The sequence below is a fragment of the Lysinibacillus sp. EB106-09-02-XG168 genome (assembly GCF_058791475.1).
In genome coordinates this window covers 2,374,157-2,396,285 of the sequence record NZ_JBYTDN010000003.1, presented here as the reverse complement: position 1 = coordinate 2,396,285, position 22,129 = coordinate 2,374,157, and the positions used below count along the sequence as shown (strand labels likewise).

Here is a 22,129-nt window from a genome sequence, read left to right as displayed (position 1 = left end):
AGATGAGCCCTATAAAGTCGTTCACTTATTGCATTGGCTCCATTGCATTCGAAAAAATTATCCATTCCAATTTTATATGCAATATGCTAATTTATTACATATCGATATGTAACATGATTTATTAAGTATTAAGAAAAGGTGGATTGATTATGAATTCAATGTACAAGCCACTAATTTTTGCTTTGATGGTAGGGCTATACGTTTATATAGTGAGCAAAAGTGAAAATAGTGTAATTCTTAATTTTGTCATACTTTATTTTGTACTAACGATGATTTCTTGGGTATTTCGAAAAATCGAACAGAAAAGAAAAGCGGTTCGAAAGCTATAGTTACTCTGATAGAAGAATAAGGAAGTGGAAGTAACAATGAACTACATAATAAGATTAGCGAATGAAAACGACTTATCGGGTTTATGTGATATTAGAAATAATAAAGATTTATTCACAAAGTATTTAAAGCAATTTGCAAAAAGGGAAGTATATTTGGCAATTGCTGTACAAGATTCACTTATATTTGGTTTTGGAGTTCTTAAAATAAATGGTACTTTGATTCCTAAACTAAGTGACTTATATGTAAAAGAGTATTATCGGGGTAATGGTATAGGTTCAGATTTAATTAGGTATAGAGAAAATATTGCAAAGAGTCTAGGTTATTCTGAGATATTTGTGAGTGTCGACCCAATAGAAAATCCCAAAATGATATAGTTAATTAGCCAACACGGATATGAACCTATCTCTAACACATATTTGAAAAAAGCCGTATTTTATAATGATGATGGTACGACCTATAATAAAACGTATACAAGAATTGATTTAAAGAAACTGTTAAACTAGCGGTGATTAGTTGAAATTTGAGAAAACAGTCTTTCCCAAAGATCGTTGCTGTAAAAACTAAAAGCAGAGTTACTCTACAAAACGGGGAGAATAAATCTGCTTTTTTTGTATTAAACTTTGGTGAGTGGAGACATCCTTAAAATTGCCCTCTTATTTAAGAAATTTTACTATTTTTCTATTAGTTCTTCTTTCCATAAACGTTCCATATTTATTTCATTCTTTGTGTAATATAATACAAACACATCAGGATTACTAAGTCTCTTCCAGCAATCAAAATCAAAGCTGTTATCATAATTCTTTAGCAGTAGAGACATTAAATTTCCATGAGTAACGATCATTGTGTTTTCATATTCACTTTTAAAAACTTCATCTACAACTGTTACTATTCGGTTCATAGCTTCTTTACTTGATTCTCCACCTTGAAATTTCAACTCCAAATCATTGAATGTTGCTTTAAGTTTTTCAAGCCAATCAGGTAAATCCGCAGTACTTAGTGTACGTTCTGATAAACGTTCATCAATCTCTATGTCTATGTTTGTTTCCTCGCTAATCGGTTCTACTGTCTGAATTGCACGTAAAAAAGGACTTGAAATAATTCGATCAATTTCACTTTTTGATAAAAATTCAGATAAATAGTTTGCTTGTATTAATCCTTTTTCCGTAAGTTGTGACTCCGCTGGTTGCCCCTGTGCCTCACAATGTCTTACAATATATATCCTTTTTTTCATACAAAGCCCTCCATTTATGTATAACTACTTTACTGCTATGATTAATTTAAAGCAGTAATGACAAATGAATTTGAATCAACGCATTCGCATGTTTAATACTTTCCTTTAAATGGGGGTGGCTTAATAGTTCTTCAGTAATTTAATTACCATACCGCTTCGAGATCATCGCTTCCCCCATTCATAATCACAACTTTTTCACCTGTAGTTGATTCGTATCGCGCTTTATAATGTAATAGCTATTCTACTTCTAAAACAAAGGCAAAGAAAGCGTCCCCATTAGATACATTCGCTTCCTTTTCATCCATCCACCAAACGCCATAAGAATAATAATACACGCCACGTTGTGTAGGTGCAGTAAAACGATTGTCTTTGACCACGACCTCAGTTTCCTTATTACCACTTATTTGCGCAACATGAAATTCATTCGGTTTTGTTTCATAGTCCAATACAAGCGTTATGGTTTCACCTGATTTAACTTTTATAGGCTTTTGGCCTTCTAAAAGTTCAACTGGTCCAGCAGTATCAACGCATCCATTTTGCCAACAATAAGTACCGAGTGTAGTTTCGAATTTTTCATTTTCAATCTCTATAAAGGCTTTAGGAGGCTTTTCTCCCGACAATCCATCAGTATTTGAACACCCCGTTATAAAAGTAAGTCCTAAAAGAGCTACTACATATAAAAAATATTTCTTCATGCACATCCCCCCCTTACCATTCGACGAACTCGTTTAAACTAAGTTACAAAACAATATCCATATTATGCTGCAAGGATAAGGTTTCTTCCTACAACACTCGCTCCTGTGCTTTCTATTCGGAGAAATGTTTGTGAAAATAGAAACGGCTGAGTTCTTGTATAACAAGAGTCTCAGCCGTTTGTTTAACCAGGATGCATGATCGTATTTACCCGCTTCAAGCCCTAGCTTAGATTGGATTGTGATAGTACCTAATTAATAGTACCTGTTGGGTGTAATGTAGTTCCTCCAATTGAAACTTTTATTTCTTTTGATAATGGAACATTGTATTCGTCAATAATTGTTCTCCACCAATCCCATGCGAGACCTGTACATTCTCTCGCATAAATTCTTATATTTTTTGAGTTAGGCGGTAGTGGTATTACAGTAGAGAAATGAGCTGTTTTGTCTTTCCAGTTTCCATTCCAAGTTTTATGGGATAGCACTTCTTCGCCATTTTCATCGTATGAAAATTCATCCCATGCTACTTCAAATTGAGCTACATATGCACCATAATGATCAAGGATGATGCTGCCTTTAGAGTATTCTGTAGATGTTGTCTCGATATAATCTGTATTGTTATGAACAGCAGCAATAGAATTGTCCTTTAAGAAAACACTTGTATATGATATTGGGTATGCTGGATTTTTAAGACTAAATTCTGCATTATCTTTAATTATTTTTCTGATATCATTAAAGTCTTTTGAGACAACTTGATTATGCTGTTGAGAATCTCCACCTAATACTACAGCAGTAAAGGAACTTTCTTCAAAAATATCTTTATACTGTCCACTAGTTTCTACATTCGTATTCACATTATTCAGTAAGGCTTTAAAGGCAGCTTGTACATCCTTGCTCTTAGAGCTTGTTTCTAATTTTACATAAATTGTTCTGCCATATGCTACATTTGACACCATAACGGGAGGAGCATCATTACTTACCCCTTTACGCGTTAACTCTTCAAAAGACACACTGTCATCAAAAAGATCTGATGGATTGTTAGGTAGTTCTGCACTTACGGTATAAAATATTTGTTTATATGCCGCAACCATCACTTTTTTCTCTCCATTAGCAATTGCATTAAAGTCAATTCCTAATGAATTATCAAGAACTTTGGCGTTCACATTTAGCGTACTTGCTATTTGAGATTTGCTATAAACCATAGACTCTGAATATTGTAGTCTTGCAGGTAAAGTATGAGTTGTTGAATATTTTTCACTCCAAGTAGATACTAGCTCATCTACAGCACCAGAAACATTACCATATGTAGGATTATCCACGGTCGTAGTATTTTCTCTTTTCATGCCAGGTAAATCTATACTTATATTTAGTGGTTTTCTTTTCGCCACTAATAAACTAGGTTGATTGTCTACAAAAGCTTGATTTGCAAGTTGTAATGCTCCTGGATAAGTACGATTTGCCATAGAATCGATAATTGAAATATCCACTGGTGAGGTTGTAAGTGATTTTTTATTACGTTCCACCACAATAAATTTATCATTTGTGTTCATGCCTTCTCTTGGAACGAAACTATCAATCTTCTCTCCTTTCAAAGCTAAAACCTCGTTGTTATTGTAGTTCAAGTTAGCTATACCCGAATCGATGTCATTCGATTTGCTTTTTTCACTAGGATGGATGTCAAGTGTTTCAGCAAAGGTAATAACCGGATAATTAATCATGCATAAAATAACAGCTAAGCCTACTAGAAATTTTATTACGTTAAATTGATTTCGATTTCCCAAAAAATCACTCCTTTTTTAGGAAATTATACCACAGAATTATTTCAGTCGAATATAGTAGTTTAGTTACATGGTTGCTTGTGAATAACCAACGAATAGTTAATATGGCATATATAAGTTGTTGACTTTAATGTTTAAATAAATACATATTCAAAAAATTCTCCCTCTACAAGCTTTAATAAATCTACATTGTCATGCTCGTAGATGTCAAAGCTACCTTTACACATAACACATAACTAATTTTGATATTAATTCTTTAATGAAATATAAGGGTCTCTATAAGAATAATGTTATAATATAAGAAATAATTTTATTAAAGAAGGTACGTATATGGAGATACGACAGCTAGAATACTTTTTAGCACTGTGTAATGAGCTTCATTTTACAAAGGCTGCCGAAAAATTGAATATTTCTCAACCGACGCTTAGCCATCAAATTAAAGTATTAGAAAATGAACTGGGCATTCCACTATTCGATCGTCTAGGGAAAAAAATAGCGATTACAGAAGCAGGCAAAATATTGCATGAACAATGTACCCATATATTTCGAGCAATAGATAATACAAGCAATCAGATAATTGAACTGAAAGAATTAAAGGCAGGGAAATTAGTGATAGGTACTTTACCTGGTGAATTAACCAATTTAGTGTCGGACTATTTGTTAGACTATCACCTTGAATATCCAGATTTACAAATCTGTATAAATAGCACAGATGATTTATTAAAACAGTTCAAAGACAATAAAATAGATTTTGCGATTTCCTATAAACAAGAGTACATTGATTATGAGGATGAGCAGCTTCAAATAATTCCATTGTTTACTGAAGAATTACTATTCGTTGCGCATAGCGCGCATCCACTATTAGCATCTGAAAAAATAGCATTGCAAGATGTTTTAGAGCTTCCACTTATATTATTTCCAACTATCCATCAATGTAGAAAAGTAATTGATAGTGCTGCGCGCAAAGAAAAGCTTAATGTGAAACCTAAAATAGAGACAGCTAGTATTCAAGCTATTTTTAAACTAGTTGAACAAAATGTCGGGGCAACAATTATTTCGAAAACGCTGTGTAACCTATATAAAACAAATACTATTTGTGAGCAACCGATCTATAACCCACCATTAACGCGAGAAATTGTACTTCTATATAGAAAAGATAAATTCATTAATTTTGCGGCGAAAGCTTTTATTCGTTTAATGGTTGATGAACTTGAAAAAGCTGACTTTTCAAGTTCAGAAAAAAGTCAACTATTGATTCAATCATTGATAAAATCTCAATAAGAAATCCACTAATCACAGTAATACTATGGCTGTGATTAGTGGATTCTATTTTTCTACTAACTAAACACTATGCCTAGTCAACATTGCCTTATTTTTTCATTGTCTTAGCTTTCTCTAGATGAACATGCCAAGATAGCGCCTCTTCTAATAAATGAGGTGTGTGATGATTACCAGTCTTCTCAACAGCAGCATTATAATACGCCCACAATTGGGGACGATAATCAGGATGTGCACAATTATTAATTAACAAAGGCACGCGTTCTTTTGGTGCTAAACCACGTAAATCGGCTACCCCGAATTCTGTAACAATGACGTCCACATCATGCTCTGTATGGTCTACGTGAGATACCATAGGTACAATACTTGAGATATTTCCACCTTTCGCATAGGATTTTGTGACGAATATTCCTAAACATGCATTACGGGCGAAATCACCGGATCCTCCAATGCCATTCATCATTTTTGAACCAGAAACATGTGTTGAGTTTACATTTCCGTAAATATCAACCTCAAGTGCTGTGTTAACTGAAATTAATCCTAATCGGCGAATAATTTCTGGATGATTGGATATTTCTTGAGGTCGTAAAATTAAACAATCTCTATACTTATCTAGCTGACTATAAACTTGCTCACCACGTTCCTGTGATAGTGTAATGGACGTACCAGAAGCGGATTTCACTTTTCCTGCATCTATTAATTCAAATACGGCATCCTGTAATACCTCTGAATATATTTCTAAATCCTCAAACTCTGATTCTAAAAAACCATTTAAAACCGCATTTGCCACGGATCCAACGCCTGATTGAATAGGTGCTAATGTTTTTGTTAAACGACCAGCCTTAACTTCATCACGTAAAAAATTGAGTAAATGCTCTGCCATTTTAGCGGTTTCCTCATCTGGCTGTACAATTGTTGATGGAGCATCTGTTTTTTCAGATAGCACGATGCCACGTACCTTACTAATATCTAATGGAATACCAACTGTTCCAATTCGCTCACCTGCACTATTTAAAGGAATAGGATCTCTCTTCCCTTGTACATTAGGGACATAAATATCATGGATTCCCTCTAGAGAGTCAGGATGCGAAACATGCGCATCTGTATACAGCACTTCTCCACTATTAATCATACGACGGATAGCTGGATCACCTTGATAAGGTGCTCGCTTACGAATAATCCCAGCTTCAGCCATCTGTTGATCTACCTCTGGACCAAGTGAAGCTCCTGTATAAACATCAACTTGGAATTTTTCCATTTTTGCTTTTTCTACTAGCGCTAGTGGTACTATTTTTGCATCGCCAGCCCTTGTAAAACCACTCATTCCTAATAACATTCCATTTTTAATCAAAGAAGCCGCTTCTTGCGCTGATATAATTTTATCTTGTAATGCAACATGACGAATTTTCTTATGTGCTAGTTTTAACATATATATGAATCCCCTTATCTACTATCAATTTTTATTCAGACCAAGATGAGTGCAAGACACAGTCACAAAAGTTCTTAGGTTTATAATTTGGAATGAACAATGCACAAACATCAGATTTAATATTGCCAAATGTTGTTTCGGGTTTATGTTTAAATCCTTCAAAAAATGCTGGCAAAATTTTTTGTTTAAATTGGTTACGTGGGAAAGCATTTATAATTTCATTTCGTTCTTCATTCGTTAAATCATGATAACCGTCTCCCATTACATCAAGACCTACCCCGGCATATAGCAAAGCGACTTCATTTTCTTTATGCTCAGCTACACCGATTGTAGTATGTAGTGCGATTGCATCCCAAACAAGTTGTATTGAGTCATCATCAATATGATGGTGTGCTAGAAATTGACGTGCAGCATTTGCACCATCCACCTCAAATCGTTTATCTAGGCTACTGAATTGTTTTGTTAAACCTAAATCATGAAACAAAGCACTTACATATAGCAGCTCTTCATCATATTTCCGCTGCGATTTTTTACCTTGTAGAGCCCCAAACAAATAAACACGATTTGAGTGATTCCAAAGTAATTCTGAACCATGTTCTTTTAAAATTTCCTGAGCTTCCAATGTCAAACGGCTGTCAGGTATTTTAATTCCAGCAATATTTGTCATCCGTATTACCTCCCCATTAAAAATAACTATTGCTTAAAAAAATTATAAGAATCCAATTACTATATATCAATTCTATAATTTCTATAATAACCATAGATATTTTCTATAATTACTCTCATAGATTATTTCTATAATTAAAAAGTCCTCTACAGATTATTTTGTAGAGGACTTCTAACTGTAATCCACCATATAATGAGGATTCAAACAGAACTATTGAAATGGGCAGATTTTGTCGTAAAGTACATATTTTATATCATTGATCACTATTCCACTTTAACTTGCCCCATCATACCATTTTCTTCATGCTCAAGAATATGACAGTGGAACATGTAAATGCCTTTGTTATTAAATTTCACAGCTAATCTTACTGTTTCTCCAGCATCTATTGCGACAGTATCTTTCCAACCATATTCGTTTGTCGGAGGTTCTTTACCATCGATGGAGAGAACTTTAAACTGAGTACCATGTATATGGAATGGATGTGTCATGCCGCCCATCATATCTGGTTTATTATAAATTTCCCATATTTCAGTCACTCCTTGTTTTTGCGTAAAGTCGATTCGATTCATATCAAATTGTTTATTATTAATAGTGACCATCTTTCCCATTCCGAAAAGTTCCAGCTTTTTAGAAACAGGCAATTTTCTTTCTTCATCGGTTACTACATAATTATTTAAGTTTTTTGGAGAATTACTAGATGTTGCTGATTTTTTATCGACGATATTAAATGATAGTAATTTAGTGTCTTCTTCATTCATTAATACTATATCCGTTGACACATTGTATGTTGAAAAATCAATTATAATTTCTGCACGTTCGCCTGGCGTTAATGATAGTTCATTCATCGAAATTGGTTTATTTACAAAGCCACCATCAGTAGCTATTTGTTGAAATGAATCTCCTGTATTTAATTTAAATGTATAGTTTCGGGCATTTGAACCGTTTAATAAACGTAAACGGACCTTTTCTTTGCCAACTGTTAGCTTAGGATTAACTGTGCCGTTTATTAACAAAGTATCACCTATAGTACCATCCTCATTCATTGCAGCTTTAAAATTTAATTGTTTATTATCGTCAAATTTTCTATCTTGGAATACTAAAGGGAAATCATTCACACCATATTCACTTGGTAAGCCTAGTTTTTTAGAATGTTCATCTTCTACGTATATTAATCCTGCTAAACCTTTATATACTTGTTCCGCAGTCGCTCCTACAGGATGAGGATGGAACCATAATGTCGATGCTCCTTGTTTTACAGTAAACTTCACATTTTTCGTATCTCCAGGCTGTAATAGATGATGTGGACCTCCGTCTCCTTCTCCTGGAATATCTACACCATGCCAATGAAATGTCGTTGGCTCTGATAGTTGATTGTTTGTTTTAAACGTTACTTTTTGACCTTCATTTATTTTAATGACAGGACCTAAATACGAGCCATTATAGCCATATGTTTCGGTGTTAATGCCTTTGAAAATTTCACTTGTTCCTTGTTGTGCAGTAATAGTAAAAATACCATTTTTTGCTTCTAGTAAAGGCGGAAGAGCCAGTTCATTTTCTCCAGTCGAATGATTTAATGTTAATGGATTCGTATGGCTCTCATGTCCATTCATTGTTTCCATATTTTTTCCCGACATATTTGAATGATCCATCCCCTCCATATTCGACATTTCTTCTTTTGTCATCTTGGAATGGTCCATCGTTTCATCAGATTTTGAACTACTAGCACTACATCCCCCAATGATCACACTACTCACTAGTAGAGAAGTAATCAAAAATTTAGGCTTCATCATATTTCCTCCTTGCATTTCAATACAAAGTAACTGTAACAAATAAATATGAAGAAATTATGGAGTTACAAGATGATACTCGAAAAACATCACGATGGCTCCTCTTTGGACAATAAAAAAAGATATCCAAGTCAAAATTGACTTTGGACATCTAATTAATATTACTTTATAATACATTACGCTTCATTAGCCCCATTTATATCCGATTCCCCAAACGGTATTAATAAAATTATCACTCGGAAAACCAGCATTCACTAATTTTTCTCTTAAATTTCGAATATGAGAGTCTATTGTTCGTGTATCGATATCTGTATCATATTCCCATGCAGAACGTAATAATTCTTCTCTAGTATACGTTTTAGATGGTCGGGAAATTAAAGTTTTTATAATATTAAATTCTTTTAACGTCAGTTGAATAGATAAATCATGATAGTGTAAGGAGTACGTTTCTATATCTAACATAAAATCTTTGTAACTAATAATTTTATTCTCATCACGATAAGTTCGACGTAGTAGCGCATTTACTCTTGCAACTAATTCTCGTTCATCAAAAGGCTTCGAAATATAATCATCCGCTCCTGTATTTAGACCCTTTGCTAGATCTATTTTATCGGATCGTGCCGTTAGCATAATAATCGGAACATTTGAGAATTCGCGGATTGCTTCACAAACGTCCCATCCATCCATTCCGGGCATCATAACATCTAAGATGATAAGGGCTATGTCTTCTTTCTTTACGAGCTCAATTGCGTTTATGCCACTTGTTTCCTTTATGCAATTAAAACCATATGGCAATAGAAATAATTCTACTAAATCCAACATTCTTAGTTCATCATCAACTAATAAAATTGTTTTCATGTATATTCCTATCCCCTTCTATATTGTGATTGTAAATGTACTGCCTTCGCCTAAATTGCTTTTCACTTTAATTGTACCGCCATGGGCCTCGACTAGTTCTTTAACTACAGCAAGTCCTATTCCTGAACCCCCAAAAGTTCGCGAACGTGATTTTTCCACTCTGTATAATTTTTCGAAAATCAATTCCAGGTCGTCTGAAGGAATACCGATCCCTTCATCAATTACGTTTATTACGGTTCTTTCTTCTTGTTTCATTGCTTCTACTACAACTCTCGTGTTTTTATCTGAATACTTCATAGCATTATCTAATAAATTTAGCATGATTTGCTCCAGCCTTATACAATCTGCGTATATTTCAAAATCCTCTTCACAAACAAGAATTAACTTTATGTTATTCATGTCAAAAGAAGGTGCAACTCGTTTACATATATTATCTAGAAATAGATGTGCAGTAAAATATTCCTTTGACACACTAAAAGTGTTTTGATCCATTTTTGCTAATTCCAATAAGTTTTTTACAAGCTCTTTCATTCGATTTGACTCTTCAGTAATAATTTCAAGATAGTGTTTTCGATCATTTTCGTTCAAATTTTCTCTCATGGCTACTTTTGAATACCCTATTAAATAGGTTAAAGGTGTGCTTAATTCGTGCGCTATTGATGCCAGAAATTCATTTCTTTCTTTTTGTAATCTTTCTAAATCATCGGCTAACTTCTGAATCGAACTTGCTAACTCACCAAGTTCGTCTTGTCCTACATCAGCGAGACTTACATTAAAGTCGCCATGACTTAATTTTTCAGTAGCCGCTTGCATACGGATCAATGGTCTCGTTAGAACTTTCGATAATAATGCGTATATAGCAAGAAGAACGACAATACTAGTAATACCAGATATAAAAAAGTGTTTATTTAAATTATGAACCATTTCTTTGATAGCACTTGTACTTTGAAACATGATAACATAACCAGATTGATTTTTATTTATTTTATAAGGGTGCGCGCTGACTATATACGGAGAGTTTCGCCAGTCTGCTACTAGTATTTGATCCTTTGTTTTACTTAGATTTTTTACTAAAGGCATATATTCTTCTACTATTGTGTTATTTAAAGTGGAACGACCTATTATATGCCCATTTTTATTTGTGATTATGACTTCTCGATCTTTATTCTTTTCCATTAACTCGATATGTTTTATAGTCATTTCTGAATAATTCTCGAGTAATACATCTCTATGATTTTCTCCATTTGCTAATAAACTGGCTAGTTCTTCTTCAACTTTCGACTTAATAATATTTCGATGTAGGTAAAACATTAGAAATAATTCCATAATTAGCACGACAACAAAAAAACTAGCTGCTAATTTAGTAGAGATTTTATTCATCTTATTGCATGCGCCTCCTTACCTCAACGTATTATATCGTCTAAAATCCTGTAAATCCTCCTAAAAACGGTGTTAAAAATGCTATCACTTTTGTCATCATATCAAAATATAACATGATTCCCATAATAACCATTAACACACCACCTATTTTCATAAAGAGAGCACTTCGTTTTTGAAACATTTTCATTTTCTCAATAAATAGAGACATAACTAAAAACGGAATAGAGAAACCAAGTACATAAAATAGCATATATAGTATACCTCTACTAGGATCGGATATACCTAATGCAATAACTCCCGCAAGAATTGGACCAGTACACGGAGTCCATCCAGCAGCAAAGCCCACGCCGATAAGAATAGAACCAAAATACCCCTTAGGTCTTTTCGTAAACTGTATTCTCTTATCTAAAAGTAAAAAATCGAACTTAAAAACACCTAAAATGATTAAGCCAAATATTACGATAATAATAGCGCCAATTTGTCTCAGCAAATCTTTATGCATAATAAAAAGAGAGCCGATAAATGATGTAGATAGACCTAAAGCCAAAAATATAATAGAAAAACCAAATAAAAATAAAAGTGTATGTATCAAAGCTTTACGATGAAATACTCCTTTGTCATCCTTTAGTTCATTAAAGGACATCCCCGTAACATACGAGAGAAATGCTGGGTAAAGTGGTAATGAACAAGGGGAAATAAACGATAATAACCCTGCTGCAAAGGAAAGAAACAAATTCAATTCTCCTGCCAAAGCCATTCACCAATCCTTCCTTATTTAATGAAACACATCAATTATTTAGTATAAATAAAAAATATGAAAAATTTATGGAGAATGGCCAATTGTTTTTATGAAAATACAATTGGGATAAAAGGTGCTATTTCCCATTTGTGAACTAGCTTGTAAAGAAAGTCTTCGTTTATAAGTATAAAAATCTAGCTAATAAACGAGGTGTTAAACTGAAAAGGACCAACAGTGCCATAAAGCACTAAATAGGATTAGATGTGGAAAACAATGAATTACTTAAAGTTTTTTATGTTGGATAGAACCACTAAATTAACCCTTTCCACCCTCTATAACCATTTATTTAAATTATTTTTAGTAAAATTGCCCATGATTATTGCAGAAGTTTTACACAGTTAAAATTAAGGTTTCAATTTTGCTGTTTAACGGTAATCGGTAATATGATTGAAAAATAACTGAGGGCTGTTTCATGCTATTCTTACTTTATTAAAAACTGAAAGCTTTTTGGAAGGAGTAAGTTTACATGAAGAAAAAATGGTTACTTCCCATTTTTGCATCGTTTATGTTTTTCACAGGCATGGGTGTTCATGATGCGAAGGCAGCGACAATAGCAGATATAACTAATACAGCAAAATCATATATAGGTGTACCTTATCTATACGGAGGAACGGACATTAAGAAAGGTATAGATTGCTCAGCATATACACAAATCGTTTTTTCTAAGTTAGGCATTTCACTACAACGTACATCGAGTGCTCAATATCAGCAAGGTACTTCGATTGAGAAAGCTGAGTTGAAGACTGGGGATCTTGTATTTTTTAATACTTCGGGAAGCGGCGTTTCTCATGTTGGCATATACATAGGTGACAGCAATTTTATTTCAGCTACTACAAGTTCTGGAGTAAAAATCGACAAGCTTAATGATCCTTATTACTGGGGATCTCGTTACGTAGGGGCAAAACGCGTAGCAAACTTCTATGAAGGAGAAGTTAAAGGTGCTGAAATCGACTTTAGCGTTTATGCATCGCGTGGAGAGGTAGCTCTTAAACTAGCTAAGCATTTAAAGTTAGATACTAGTAACACCAATTCAAGTTTTCCAGATTTAAAACCTTCGTCTAAATATGCGGGTGCTGCAGAAGCACTTAAAAAAATCGGCGTTTTTAAAGGTGATCAAAACGGAAAATTCAATCCAGGTTCTCCGATGACACGTGGTCAATTATCAAAAGTTTTAGTGGAAGCATTCCGTTTAAAACAAGAAGGAACATCAGTACAATTCGTTGATGTTTCAAGTGCGCATTGGGCCTACAATTATGTATCTATTCTCGCTTCTAATAAAATTACAGTTGGTAAAGGTAACAATACTTTCGGGGTAAATGACAATGTCACATTTGTACAATTAGACACTTTTATCCAACGAGCAGCTCAATAACTTCAAGAAAAGGTGTTTCATCTATGGATGAGATGCCTTTTTCGTTCTTTTACCCTCTTCCACTATGGTATTTCATTATGATTATGAAGAAATGAAGGATAAAATCGGGAATTAGATTAATCTAGCAAAACTAGAAAACGTAAGCAATCACCTATTCAATACATAAATATAATAGGTGGTTGCTGCGTTTAATTTCTCAAAAGCAATTTTATTCGTTTTTTTTACTCTAACTTTGTTATCTTTAAAAAATTGTTTCAAATCTTCATCTGTAAAATCAGCTACGGTTTTATCCGTATACTTAGGATTTCGATTATTATCAATTACGACGGAATGTACACCTTCGAAAAAGTCATCATGTCCCAAAAATTTTATTGCTAAAATAAAATCCGTGACAAAGCATTCTTCTACTGTTTAATAATTTCCATCTTTTAGCTGCTCCTAACTTTTGGGGTGCAGCACCTTAAGGATGGTCAATTGCCGCTATTTACATGCAGGTGGTTGTGTAGGTTGTTCAGGATTAATTCCTTTATCATACTCTTCTTGAGTTATAGGTATCAATTTCATAATGCCACCAGAAGCACCATGTTTAACATTCATAACTAAGATATAGTTTTGTCCGTCTACAGGTTTAAAATCTTTGCCCATTACTTGATTGACAGAACTTATTTTAAAGTTTCTTTGTTCAGACATCCATACAGAACCGTCAGAATTATAATCAACATTTCTGAAAGAGTACACCTTCATAGACGGATATTTTTCATATTTTTTATTTTTCTCATTTGTTTCGTTTTCTAGGTATGTTACGGCGGTAAATGAAATACTACCTTCATTTAAAATATCCCAGTTATCATAAGCAGTTAGCTTATCTTTGAATACATCCCACTTAGCTGTCGCTGTTTCATTGAATGGATATGCGTGTGCAGGTTCTTCTGCTTGATTACTACCCATGATAAAACCACCAGTTGTTGCTACTCCTAACGCTAATACGCTCGCTAATACTTTACCTTTAATGTTCACAAAAATCATCCTTTTCAGTTTGTATTTGTCTTACAAGTAATATTTTAGCACAGACTTATATTAGAAGTTATTTAGTCAAAGAAAACGTAAAAAAGGATTACCCACGAATGGAGAACCCTAGTTTATTATGGAAATTCGATAATCTCTAAAATACCTTGTTCAGTTAAGTAGTATTTATCATATACAACTAAGTACTCTCTACCTGCTAAAATTGGTTGCTTAAGCTCTGAATTACGTACAAAGTGACGTTTATGGAAAGTTTGCTCTCTGTTTGTGTATCCTTCTTTAGATCGAATAAGAGTGAATCAGGGTTCCGGTCATATTGTTTCTCGTTCAGTACGAATACCATAATCTAGTTGTCTTTAGTTTAGCCGCCAGGATATATTTAGTATTGTTCGAAGCTTTCATATTTCATTTCAGTTGGTAGTGTTTCAGCATGAGAGCACCAACTCTTATACAATAAGGATAGGCCCAATCGCTAATAGGGTAAAGACCCATTATCAACCAATGATTCTCTGAATAATCGGAATTAGATTGATAGAAATTATAGTAACTAGGGAACCAATACACATTAGAGTAGTAAGGGCAGTGCCTACATATTCTGCTATTTCTGAGACTGCTACAGAAAATTGGGCGGAATCGGATATGACAGACATCCCCCAAATTATAGAAATGATGAGCGTTAAACAAAACGATTGTCCATAAGTAAAACCTCTTACTATAGAGCATATAGCACTGATACCATAGATAAAATCGTTAAATTGGCTCTTCCGATTTTATCGGAGATAAGTCCACCAACTACACACCCAATCCCTATTGACATAAATGAGGATAATGCAAGACTTTAATTCTAAAAGAATTAAAATTTGATTAACGGGATGCTAAAGAAATATACATTTTCACGGATGAAGAATTGAATCATCTTTTTATAAATGACTGGATATTTAATTTTATTATTTTTATGTTTTAATAGATAAATATCGCTAATCATTTTAACAACGATTCATATTATATAGTATTGAAAGGAGGGAAATTACTATGTCTGAATATTGCGGTAATGGTTCTGGTTCTGGTTATGGTTCATCATTTGCGCTAATCGTAGTTCTATTCATTCTATTGATTATTGTTGGTACTAGCTTCATAGGTTATTACTAATACCGAAAACCACCTTTCATGCTCATAATGTATAGGATTATACAAACTAATCCTATATACCTCCCATTCTTCAGGGTCACTTTCCGCCAGTGACCCTTTTAATAGTTTAGTTAATCTATATGTATTCATTATTTTTAGTACTTAAATATTCAGCTATTTGAAGGTAATATCAGTAGCTATATAAAACAAATCAATCCTAATACTTAGAATAGCCCTGGATTAAATCGATCATCTGTAGCATCTGTGCTTTTATATTTGGTACTACTAAATGAAAAAGTAACGGTTTTACCCATTAATTTATCCTCCTATTTTAATCATTCATTGATTCGCCTTTTATAACAGCATCTGGTATTTCTTCATATTACACAAACCTCCCCCGTTAGCAAAAGAAGCGACTGCTCTTATTGAACAATCGCTCCCCGTTAGCCATCCATGAAGTGCAAAAAGCAGCACTTCACCACAGAAAATGAAAGATGATTAAGTTCTTTCATGGGAGTTTAATAAATTAACAAAAAGTAGTACAAATTTTATTTTGAGTTGAACCTTTAGTTTTCTATTCGGATATAGTATTTTTCATAAAAAATCTATTGCTTCAATCTGTGGATTTAAATTAATTATTAACTCACTCTCACACTCTTCATCTAGCCAACAAATATAAATTTCACATAATCACCTTGTGGAAGTACCTCTTTTAGTAGTGACATAAATAAGAAAAGCTACCTTTGACTTTGGAGCTTAACTTTAAACTCTTGGCCCCGTTAGTCGAATATAAATCAGCTACGCTAATTCCAAAATCGCGCCTGATTTTGAAAATGATCTATTGTGGTCTCACAAAAAAATTCACGACCACCGAGAAGAAACCTCGATATCGTAGTGTTCTAAATCATCTTTAGACAATTTGGCTTTTAAATACTTTTCAACTTCAGGTATATCATTTTTATCATATACATCTATCCATATAACCGGATCAGTAACACCAATCTGAGTGCTTTGTACTTCATATTTATCCCACAATGAGTCTATAACTTGCTCTGTATTATATGGTTTTTGTTGTGCGTACAAAAATACCACAGACATTACAATAACACCCGTTAAAATTAGTGCTCCGAATTTTCTTTTAACACCCATTTTTTCTCCTCCATCATTTGTTTATCACAATACTGCGTCGTAAATAACTTTTCATTTCAATATAGATTACGGTGTTTCTAATAAAATTAATTAAAGTTGCTACCTTTCATAATCCTACTCCGTTCGTTTAATAAGAAAAGAGCTGCTAATGCAACTCAACGTTCTTCAAGTTAGACCCTCGTTAGTTGAACAATACGCCCCCTTTTTTAACCTATAAATCTTGAGATAAACGAACCATATCCCTGCACTGAATACCGTTCTCAAAAATTTCTTCTGGGTAATGCTTAACAAAAAAGTCCATATCAACACCAATTATTCTAAAACCGCATTTTTGATAAAGAGCCAATTGCCCTATGCTTGAATTTCCAGTTCCAATTTCTATTGTTTTGTATCCTTTTGACTTAACTACTTTAATTGCATCCATTACCAACTGTTTTCCTATACCTCTTCCGTGTTGCTCCTCTACGACTGCAACATTCACCAGCTCCACTGTTTCTGGTCTTGTTGGAAGTAAGACATAAACTCCTATAATTTGCTGTTCGATTACAGCTATAAAACATTCGCCTCTATTGACATATTCCTCAATTATCTCTCTTGAAGGGTCAGCCAATAACAACAATTCCATTGGAAGTTTTTCATCTTTATTCAGTTTCCTAATATCCATTTTAATCTCCTTTTTTTTAACTTCTGACTTCTTTGATAAAATATTATTGTTTCTTAAACTAATCTGCAACGTTAGTTTAGGTACATTTCTTCACAATCTTCAAAGTGATATTATCATAAATTTCCAATAAAAAAAACCTTACCTCTAAAAATCTATTGAGGTGAGATGTTTTTAATCAAGCTTTATTACAAATTATCAACCTTTTTTATAAAGCTACACATACTTTCCATCGATATAGATTAGAAATTAAGAGGATTTTAATAATAGTTTTTCAACTAATTTGTTGTGTAATTTTTATATTTATTAAACAACATGAAAGAGCCTTACTACAATAAGATGTAGTAAGGCTCTTATATTTTATATTTCTCAGCAGTCCATAACCCAACTATATAAGTTTTTTAATACTCTAAAATGCTTACATTTTAATCAAGTTCCAAAGGCAGAAAAGCATATTCTCCGCTTCTAATAACATCACATTTACGAACAGGAATAGGATGTTTGAAAATGGGTCCGTCTAATACTGTAGTATGGAATTCTCCACCTTCTCCGCAAGTGTCAATACCGCGGGCTTCAAGCTCCTTCACGTATTCATGGGTTAATGTTCGCCCTAAATCATCCTCTCGCATCCCTAATAATAAATTTACAGTGACTATGATTGTAACAAATCCTAGGTTTATAAATTCATCGACAGCTTCACGATGATCCATTTCCCATAAAGGCATGCCTAGTTTTAATCCAGCATTCTTCGTAACCTTGTCATGCCAGCAGCCATGTTCAGGCATATCTAAGTCACCTGTGACTAAAACTTCTGCACCTTCATTTTTAGCTTTTTCTAAAAGGCTCATAAATACTTTTTCATAATCTGTCCAACTTGCTTCTGCAGTATAAACCGGTAAACCTATAGAATTAGCTTGAGCACGAATGAGTTCCGGAGGCATGCCATGAGATCTGGAACGATTTCCTTCTTCCTCCATCATGACGATTAGTCCAACCGCTTCTCCAACCTGCATAGCTTTATATAAAGCTAAGACACTATCCTTTCCTCCGCTAAATGAAGCTATAAAACGATGCCCTTGAGCATTATTTTTCCAGTCCATCAATTCTGTCATTCCTATCTTTCCCCTTTTATCCGACTAACTTTTTTACAAGCACTTTCTCAGGATAACATAAAAACTCATTTGCATTTATTATTGCAAATGAGTTTTTGAAGTAACTTTCACTTAAAATAAGGCTTGCTTTAATTAATTATTTTGCTCAAGGCATTGGTAAACCGCTATCATCTCTCGTTTATTTAACTCTCGAATACGATTGAAAATAGGGATATCAGCAACAGCGTCCGTTCGTAAGTTTTCAGCAACAACATCGCTTACTTTGCCGGTTAGCCATGTTTGCACGTCTACACCATCGACAATTTCCTTACGACCTTCGTCATTGATCCCACTTTCATAGCAACGAACACATGGTACTGATAATTTATAAACACCATCATGGAGATTATCTTCTGAAATGACTTTCTTCCCACTACAATATGGACATTTATGACTTGCTTTAATTTTATTAATTTGTGTAACAATTTTTTTATAGCCAAATGCTTCATAAACATACGTTAATTTTTTGTATTTTCCATTCGTGAAATACTGATCAATAATAGCTTCTCTCGTTTCGTCAATATGGGCGAAATCACAAATTGTAATTTGATTTTTACTGCTTATGGCTGCGATATTATTTTGGATTTTGTCCCAAAATGGTAAAACATTTTGTAGGACTATTTCATATCCAGCAAAGCTTGCGAGTTCTAATTCCAGCATTTTTAACGACACTTGTGTTTCTCTAGGAAGTAAAGAGACATCTTCTGTAAGTATCATATCGCCACCAACAATTGATTTTAGCTTTTCAAGCTCTGGTAAATTGCCAATCGTTTTTAATACCTGATCGATCGGTTGATGAATAAGCTTACGAATATCAGTGTCTCCAATTGTTAGTGGTTTCTTATGGTTTAGCACCGCTCCTTGACAGATTGGACAGGCAATCATCTCTTTTGATGCTTTCATTTGCTCTTTAATAATTGATTTCGAAATCACCATATAACGTCCAAGGATCAAATTAAACCCTTCCCATTTTTTCGAAGACTTCGTTGCTTTATCATAAAATGATTTTTCCCAATAACCATAAAGGAATGTATGTCTTTCTTCTGCTGTCATGTCATTGTAGCTTTTACTAATATCTTGACCCAGTTCATTTTTAATCTCATCAAACAGGAATTGCAATTTAGGATATTGATAATATTTTAATACTTCCATCACGTCTTGATGTAATAAACCATCCCAAAATGGCACTGTTTTGTCTTGCATGACCAAATCAACATCAAATTTTTCTATTTGCAGGCGGCCAGAACAGCTTGGGCAATGATTTTCCTGACTAAAGAAATCGAAGCTTCTTGTATCTTTATTCGTCGGATGTGACGCCACAATATGGTTGATAAGACCACCGATTTCATATAAAAAACTATATTGACTATATAAGTGTCTTTCTAGATCAATGGCGACGACAGGAGCAATAGTTGCGGATTCGTATTCACCATAAATTAATCGGGCCATCGATGATAAGCTTTTTAAAATACCGCCTTTATAAATGTTTTCAGCATTTTTAAAATAGCTAATATGATTCTCTTCTAAATAATGAATACCATTTTTAGAATTTAGTGTTGAAGATATATGCAATGGAGCTTCACTATTTGGTTTGTTATGTTGACTAAAATACTCATCATGACTGACAACATCAAGATGTCGAACAGGTTCCGGCTGTCTTTTACCAAAATCGACGATGAAATCAGAGTTTTCCATCATATAGGCATTATGTTCAATCATCATAATAGAGACAGATTCATCTCGTAGAATATCCCTAACACTATCAATGAATTGGTTTAAAATATTTTGAGATAAACCTTTTGAAGGCTCATCAAATATAAATAATGTATGGGAGTTTCTGGCATTTGAAAACAGCTCAGACACTAAATGGACGCATTGAAATTCACCTGTTGACAAAGATTGTGTTTTTCTTTCTAACGTCAAATAACCAAGTCCCAGCTTAATTAATAAATTTAAGCGTTTATGAGCGATGTCTTCATTTGGAAGCTCCGCGATAATATCCTCAATGGAACGTTGGAAAATATCATCAATTTCGTCACTGTATTTCGTCATTTTCTTTTTAATATCAAGAAACGTTGCAACCGTTGATCGGCTAGTAATCGATTGGTTTCGGTCTTGTCCTACCATAACCAATTTATCTTTCGGGTATCGTTTTTGGAAATCCTTTGAGATGCACTCATTGACAAGAGTCGATTTCCCACAACCAGACTCACCTGTAACGGTTACGAGTCTATTTTTAGGGATCTGAATGTTAGCCATTTCAATATTACGACAGTAAAGATCATGAAATTGATAATAGTCAGTTGGCATTGCCTGATTTCGTTCCCAATAGACTGGTTCTGGACGTGGTGATACTTCGACAATTTTACCACCGTATTTTCCACTACCTGGTCCAAAGAACAGTTGCTCATCTGCTGTATCTAGCACCGTATCAGAATGATCAATAAGCCAAATTTGGTTTTTATAGCCCAATTGTTTAATCTGCTCTACTATTTTCAACAGCGTTTGATGATCAAGACCAACAGAAATTTCATCTATAATAATGACCGTATTTTCACTAGCTGCCATAAATTCCGCCAAGTACAGTCGTGTTAATTCCCCACCAGATAGAGTTCCCATAATTCTATTTAACGTTAAGTAACCAATATTCATTTGGATAATATTTGTGAGAATACGTTGTCTTTCTTCGCTAATCGCTAATTCCTCTGAAAGAGAATAAATCGCTTCTATACTTAAATTGTTAATATCGGAAATACTATGTGGTTGATCCCATAATTCAAACTTATATTGCTCAACTTCCGAATTATAACGCTTACCTTCACACTTTTTGCATTCGACATTTTTAGTCGTACCACGCCCTTTACAAGCAGGACACCAGCCTAATGCATTATTAAAGGAAAAAACTTCTGGAGAAAGATCTAATTTATTTGCCAGCTTTTCACGTATCTCTTTAAAAACACCTGTATGAGTACCAACCGTCGAACGTGGATTGGCAGAAATGGATGATTTCCCGAGAAAAAGGACTAAAGGCATTTCTTCCATCTTAATGGCACTGAAATTCGTTTCCATAATATTCGGGAATAAATACTGATATTCAGCCTTTGGTAATAAGGAAACGAGACGCTTCTTGGATTCTTCACCAATTGCTTGGCAAAATGTAGTTTTACCTGATCCGGACAATCCTGCTATTCCTAATGATTGATCTTCCGGCAAGTCGACATTTAATCGGTTAATATTGTTAGCAATTAATTGATTTATTTTCATTGGATACTCTCCATTCAATCTATTATTGTCATGTTAGCACAACTTCAGAAGTATTTGCTGTGTTTTTGAATCGAATGCCAATCAATTAAGTCTCAGCATAAATGCGTATCAACTTCTTCTGAAAGAAGTTAAAAATGACGCTTCCCGAGTTC

The 22,129-nt window shown here is 33.9% G+C and carries 18 protein-coding genes and 1 pseudogene; 4 read left to right on the top strand and 15 right to left on the bottom strand.

Translation table 11 applies throughout. The annotated features are described in order from the left end of the window. Nucleotides 1–353 precede the first annotated feature (353 nt). Nucleotides 354–704 (top strand): GNAT family N-acetyltransferase, encoded by a 351-nt coding sequence (locus AC3WSO_RS12630; RefSeq protein ID WP_492531209.1) that lies wholly within the window; start codon nt 354–356, stop codon nt 702–704. Between the two features lie 296 nt (nt 705–1,000). Here the strand turns inward: AC3WSO_RS12630 and AC3WSO_RS12625 are convergent, their stop codons facing one another. From AC3WSO_RS12625 to AC3WSO_RS12615, 3 genes are all read right to left on the bottom strand, one after another. Next, nucleotides 1,001–1,561, bottom strand: a complete 561-nt coding sequence (locus AC3WSO_RS12625; RefSeq protein WP_492531207.1) for a histidine phosphatase family protein — start codon at nt 1,559–1,561, stop codon at nt 1,001–1,003. A gap of 236 nt (nt 1,562–1,797) precedes the next feature. Further along, entirely contained in the window at nt 1,798–2,256 is a 459-nt protein-coding gene (locus tag AC3WSO_RS12620) for a hypothetical protein (protein WP_492531206.1), read from the bottom strand. A gap of 248 nt (nt 2,257–2,504) precedes the next feature. Then, the gene (locus AC3WSO_RS12615; RefSeq protein ID WP_492534343.1) at nt 2,505–3,971 is read right to left on the bottom strand and encodes a thiol-activated cytolysin family protein; all 1,467 of its coding nucleotides are present in this window, start codon (nt 3,969–3,971) and stop codon (nt 2,505–2,507) included. A 390-nt stretch (nt 3,972–4,361) separates the two neighbouring features. Here AC3WSO_RS12615 and AC3WSO_RS12610 point away from each other — a divergent pair, with 390 nt between their 5' ends. Next, complete coding sequence (locus tag AC3WSO_RS12610) at nt 4,362–5,312, top strand: LysR family transcriptional regulator (RefSeq protein WP_492531204.1); 951 nt, start codon at nt 4,362–4,364, stop codon at nt 5,310–5,312. 88 nt (nt 5,313–5,400) lie between these two features. Here the strand turns inward: AC3WSO_RS12610 and scpC are convergent, their stop codons facing one another. From scpC to AC3WSO_RS12580, 6 genes are all read right to left on the bottom strand, one after another. Continuing rightward, nucleotides 5,401–6,738, bottom strand: coding sequence for a succinyl-CoA:acetate CoA-transferase ScpC (gene scpC, locus AC3WSO_RS12605; protein WP_492531203.1), 1,338 nt, complete (start codon nt 6,736–6,738; stop codon nt 5,401–5,403). A 31-nt stretch (nt 6,739–6,769) separates the two neighbouring features. Then, nucleotides 6,770–7,405, bottom strand: a complete 636-nt coding sequence (locus AC3WSO_RS12600) for an HD domain-containing protein (RefSeq protein ID WP_492531201.1) — start codon at nt 7,403–7,405, stop codon at nt 6,770–6,772. 263 nt (nt 7,406–7,668) lie between these two features. Continuing rightward, the gene (locus AC3WSO_RS12595) at nt 7,669–9,192 is read right to left on the bottom strand and encodes a multicopper oxidase family protein (protein WP_492531199.1); all 1,524 of its coding nucleotides are present in this window, start codon (nt 9,190–9,192) and stop codon (nt 7,669–7,671) included. A gap of 186 nt (nt 9,193–9,378) precedes the next feature. Then, nucleotides 9,379–10,050 carry a response regulator transcription factor gene (locus AC3WSO_RS12590; RefSeq protein WP_492531198.1) on the bottom strand — a complete coding sequence of 224 codons (672 nt, stop codon included), beginning with the start codon at nt 10,048–10,050 and terminating at the stop codon, nt 9,379–9,381. Nucleotides 10,051–10,068: 18 nt separating this feature from the next. Then, nucleotides 10,069–11,430: a sensor histidine kinase gene (locus tag AC3WSO_RS12585; RefSeq protein WP_492531197.1), complete on the bottom strand. Its 1,362-nt coding sequence runs from the start codon at nt 11,428–11,430 to the stop codon at nt 10,069–10,071. A 40-nt stretch (nt 11,431–11,470) separates the two neighbouring features. Next, on the bottom strand, nt 11,471–12,187 hold the full coding sequence (locus AC3WSO_RS12580; RefSeq protein ID WP_492531195.1) for a cytochrome c biogenesis CcdA family protein: 717 nt from the start codon (nt 12,185–12,187) through the stop codon (nt 11,471–11,473). A 508-nt stretch (nt 12,188–12,695) separates the two neighbouring features. Between AC3WSO_RS12580 and AC3WSO_RS12575 the strand changes: the two genes are divergently transcribed. After that, nucleotides 12,696–13,601, top strand: a complete 906-nt coding sequence (locus AC3WSO_RS12575) for a C40 family peptidase (RefSeq protein ID WP_492531194.1) — start codon at nt 12,696–12,698, stop codon at nt 13,599–13,601. Between the two features lie 147 nt (nt 13,602–13,748). On the opposite strand, the pseudogene AC3WSO_RS12570 reads toward AC3WSO_RS12575, so the two are convergent. Beyond that, nucleotides 13,749–13,997 (bottom strand): annotated as a pseudogene (locus AC3WSO_RS12570) (enoyl-CoA hydratase/isomerase family protein); the annotation flags it as partial. Between the two features lie 84 nt (nt 13,998–14,081). Then, nucleotides 14,082–14,618 carry a hypothetical protein gene (locus tag AC3WSO_RS12565; RefSeq protein WP_492531192.1) on the bottom strand — a complete coding sequence of 179 codons (537 nt, stop codon included), beginning with the start codon at nt 14,616–14,618 and terminating at the stop codon, nt 14,082–14,084. A gap of 1,038 nt (nt 14,619–15,656) precedes the next feature. Between AC3WSO_RS12565 and AC3WSO_RS12560 the strand changes: the two genes are divergently transcribed. Beyond that, nucleotides 15,657–15,773 carry a YjcZ family sporulation protein gene (locus AC3WSO_RS12560; protein ID WP_349657922.1) on the top strand — a complete coding sequence of 39 codons (117 nt, stop codon included), beginning with the start codon at nt 15,657–15,659 and terminating at the stop codon, nt 15,771–15,773. An 840-nt stretch (nt 15,774–16,613) separates the two neighbouring features. On the opposite strand, the gene AC3WSO_RS12555 is transcribed toward AC3WSO_RS12560, so the two are convergent. From AC3WSO_RS12555 to AC3WSO_RS12540, 4 genes are all read right to left on the bottom strand, one after another. Beyond that, nucleotides 16,614–16,901 carry a YolC/YozM family protein gene (locus tag AC3WSO_RS12555; protein WP_492531191.1) on the bottom strand — a complete coding sequence of 96 codons (288 nt, stop codon included), beginning with the start codon at nt 16,899–16,901 and terminating at the stop codon, nt 16,614–16,616. A gap of 211 nt (nt 16,902–17,112) precedes the next feature. After that, nucleotides 17,113–17,565 carry a GNAT family N-acetyltransferase gene (locus tag AC3WSO_RS12550; RefSeq protein ID WP_492531189.1) on the bottom strand — a complete coding sequence of 151 codons (453 nt, stop codon included), beginning with the start codon at nt 17,563–17,565 and terminating at the stop codon, nt 17,113–17,115. Nucleotides 17,566–17,987: 422 nt separating this feature from the next. Beyond that, nucleotides 17,988–18,674 (bottom strand): Dph6-related ATP pyrophosphatase, encoded by a 687-nt coding sequence (locus tag AC3WSO_RS12545; RefSeq protein ID WP_492531188.1) that lies wholly within the window; start codon nt 18,672–18,674, stop codon nt 17,988–17,990. A gap of 132 nt (nt 18,675–18,806) precedes the next feature. Next, a complete protein-coding gene (locus AC3WSO_RS12540; protein ID WP_492531186.1) occupies nt 18,807–21,977 on the bottom strand; it encodes an ATP-binding cassette domain-containing protein in 3,171 nt (1,056 codons plus the stop codon). Nucleotides 21,978–22,129 lie beyond the last annotated feature (152 nt).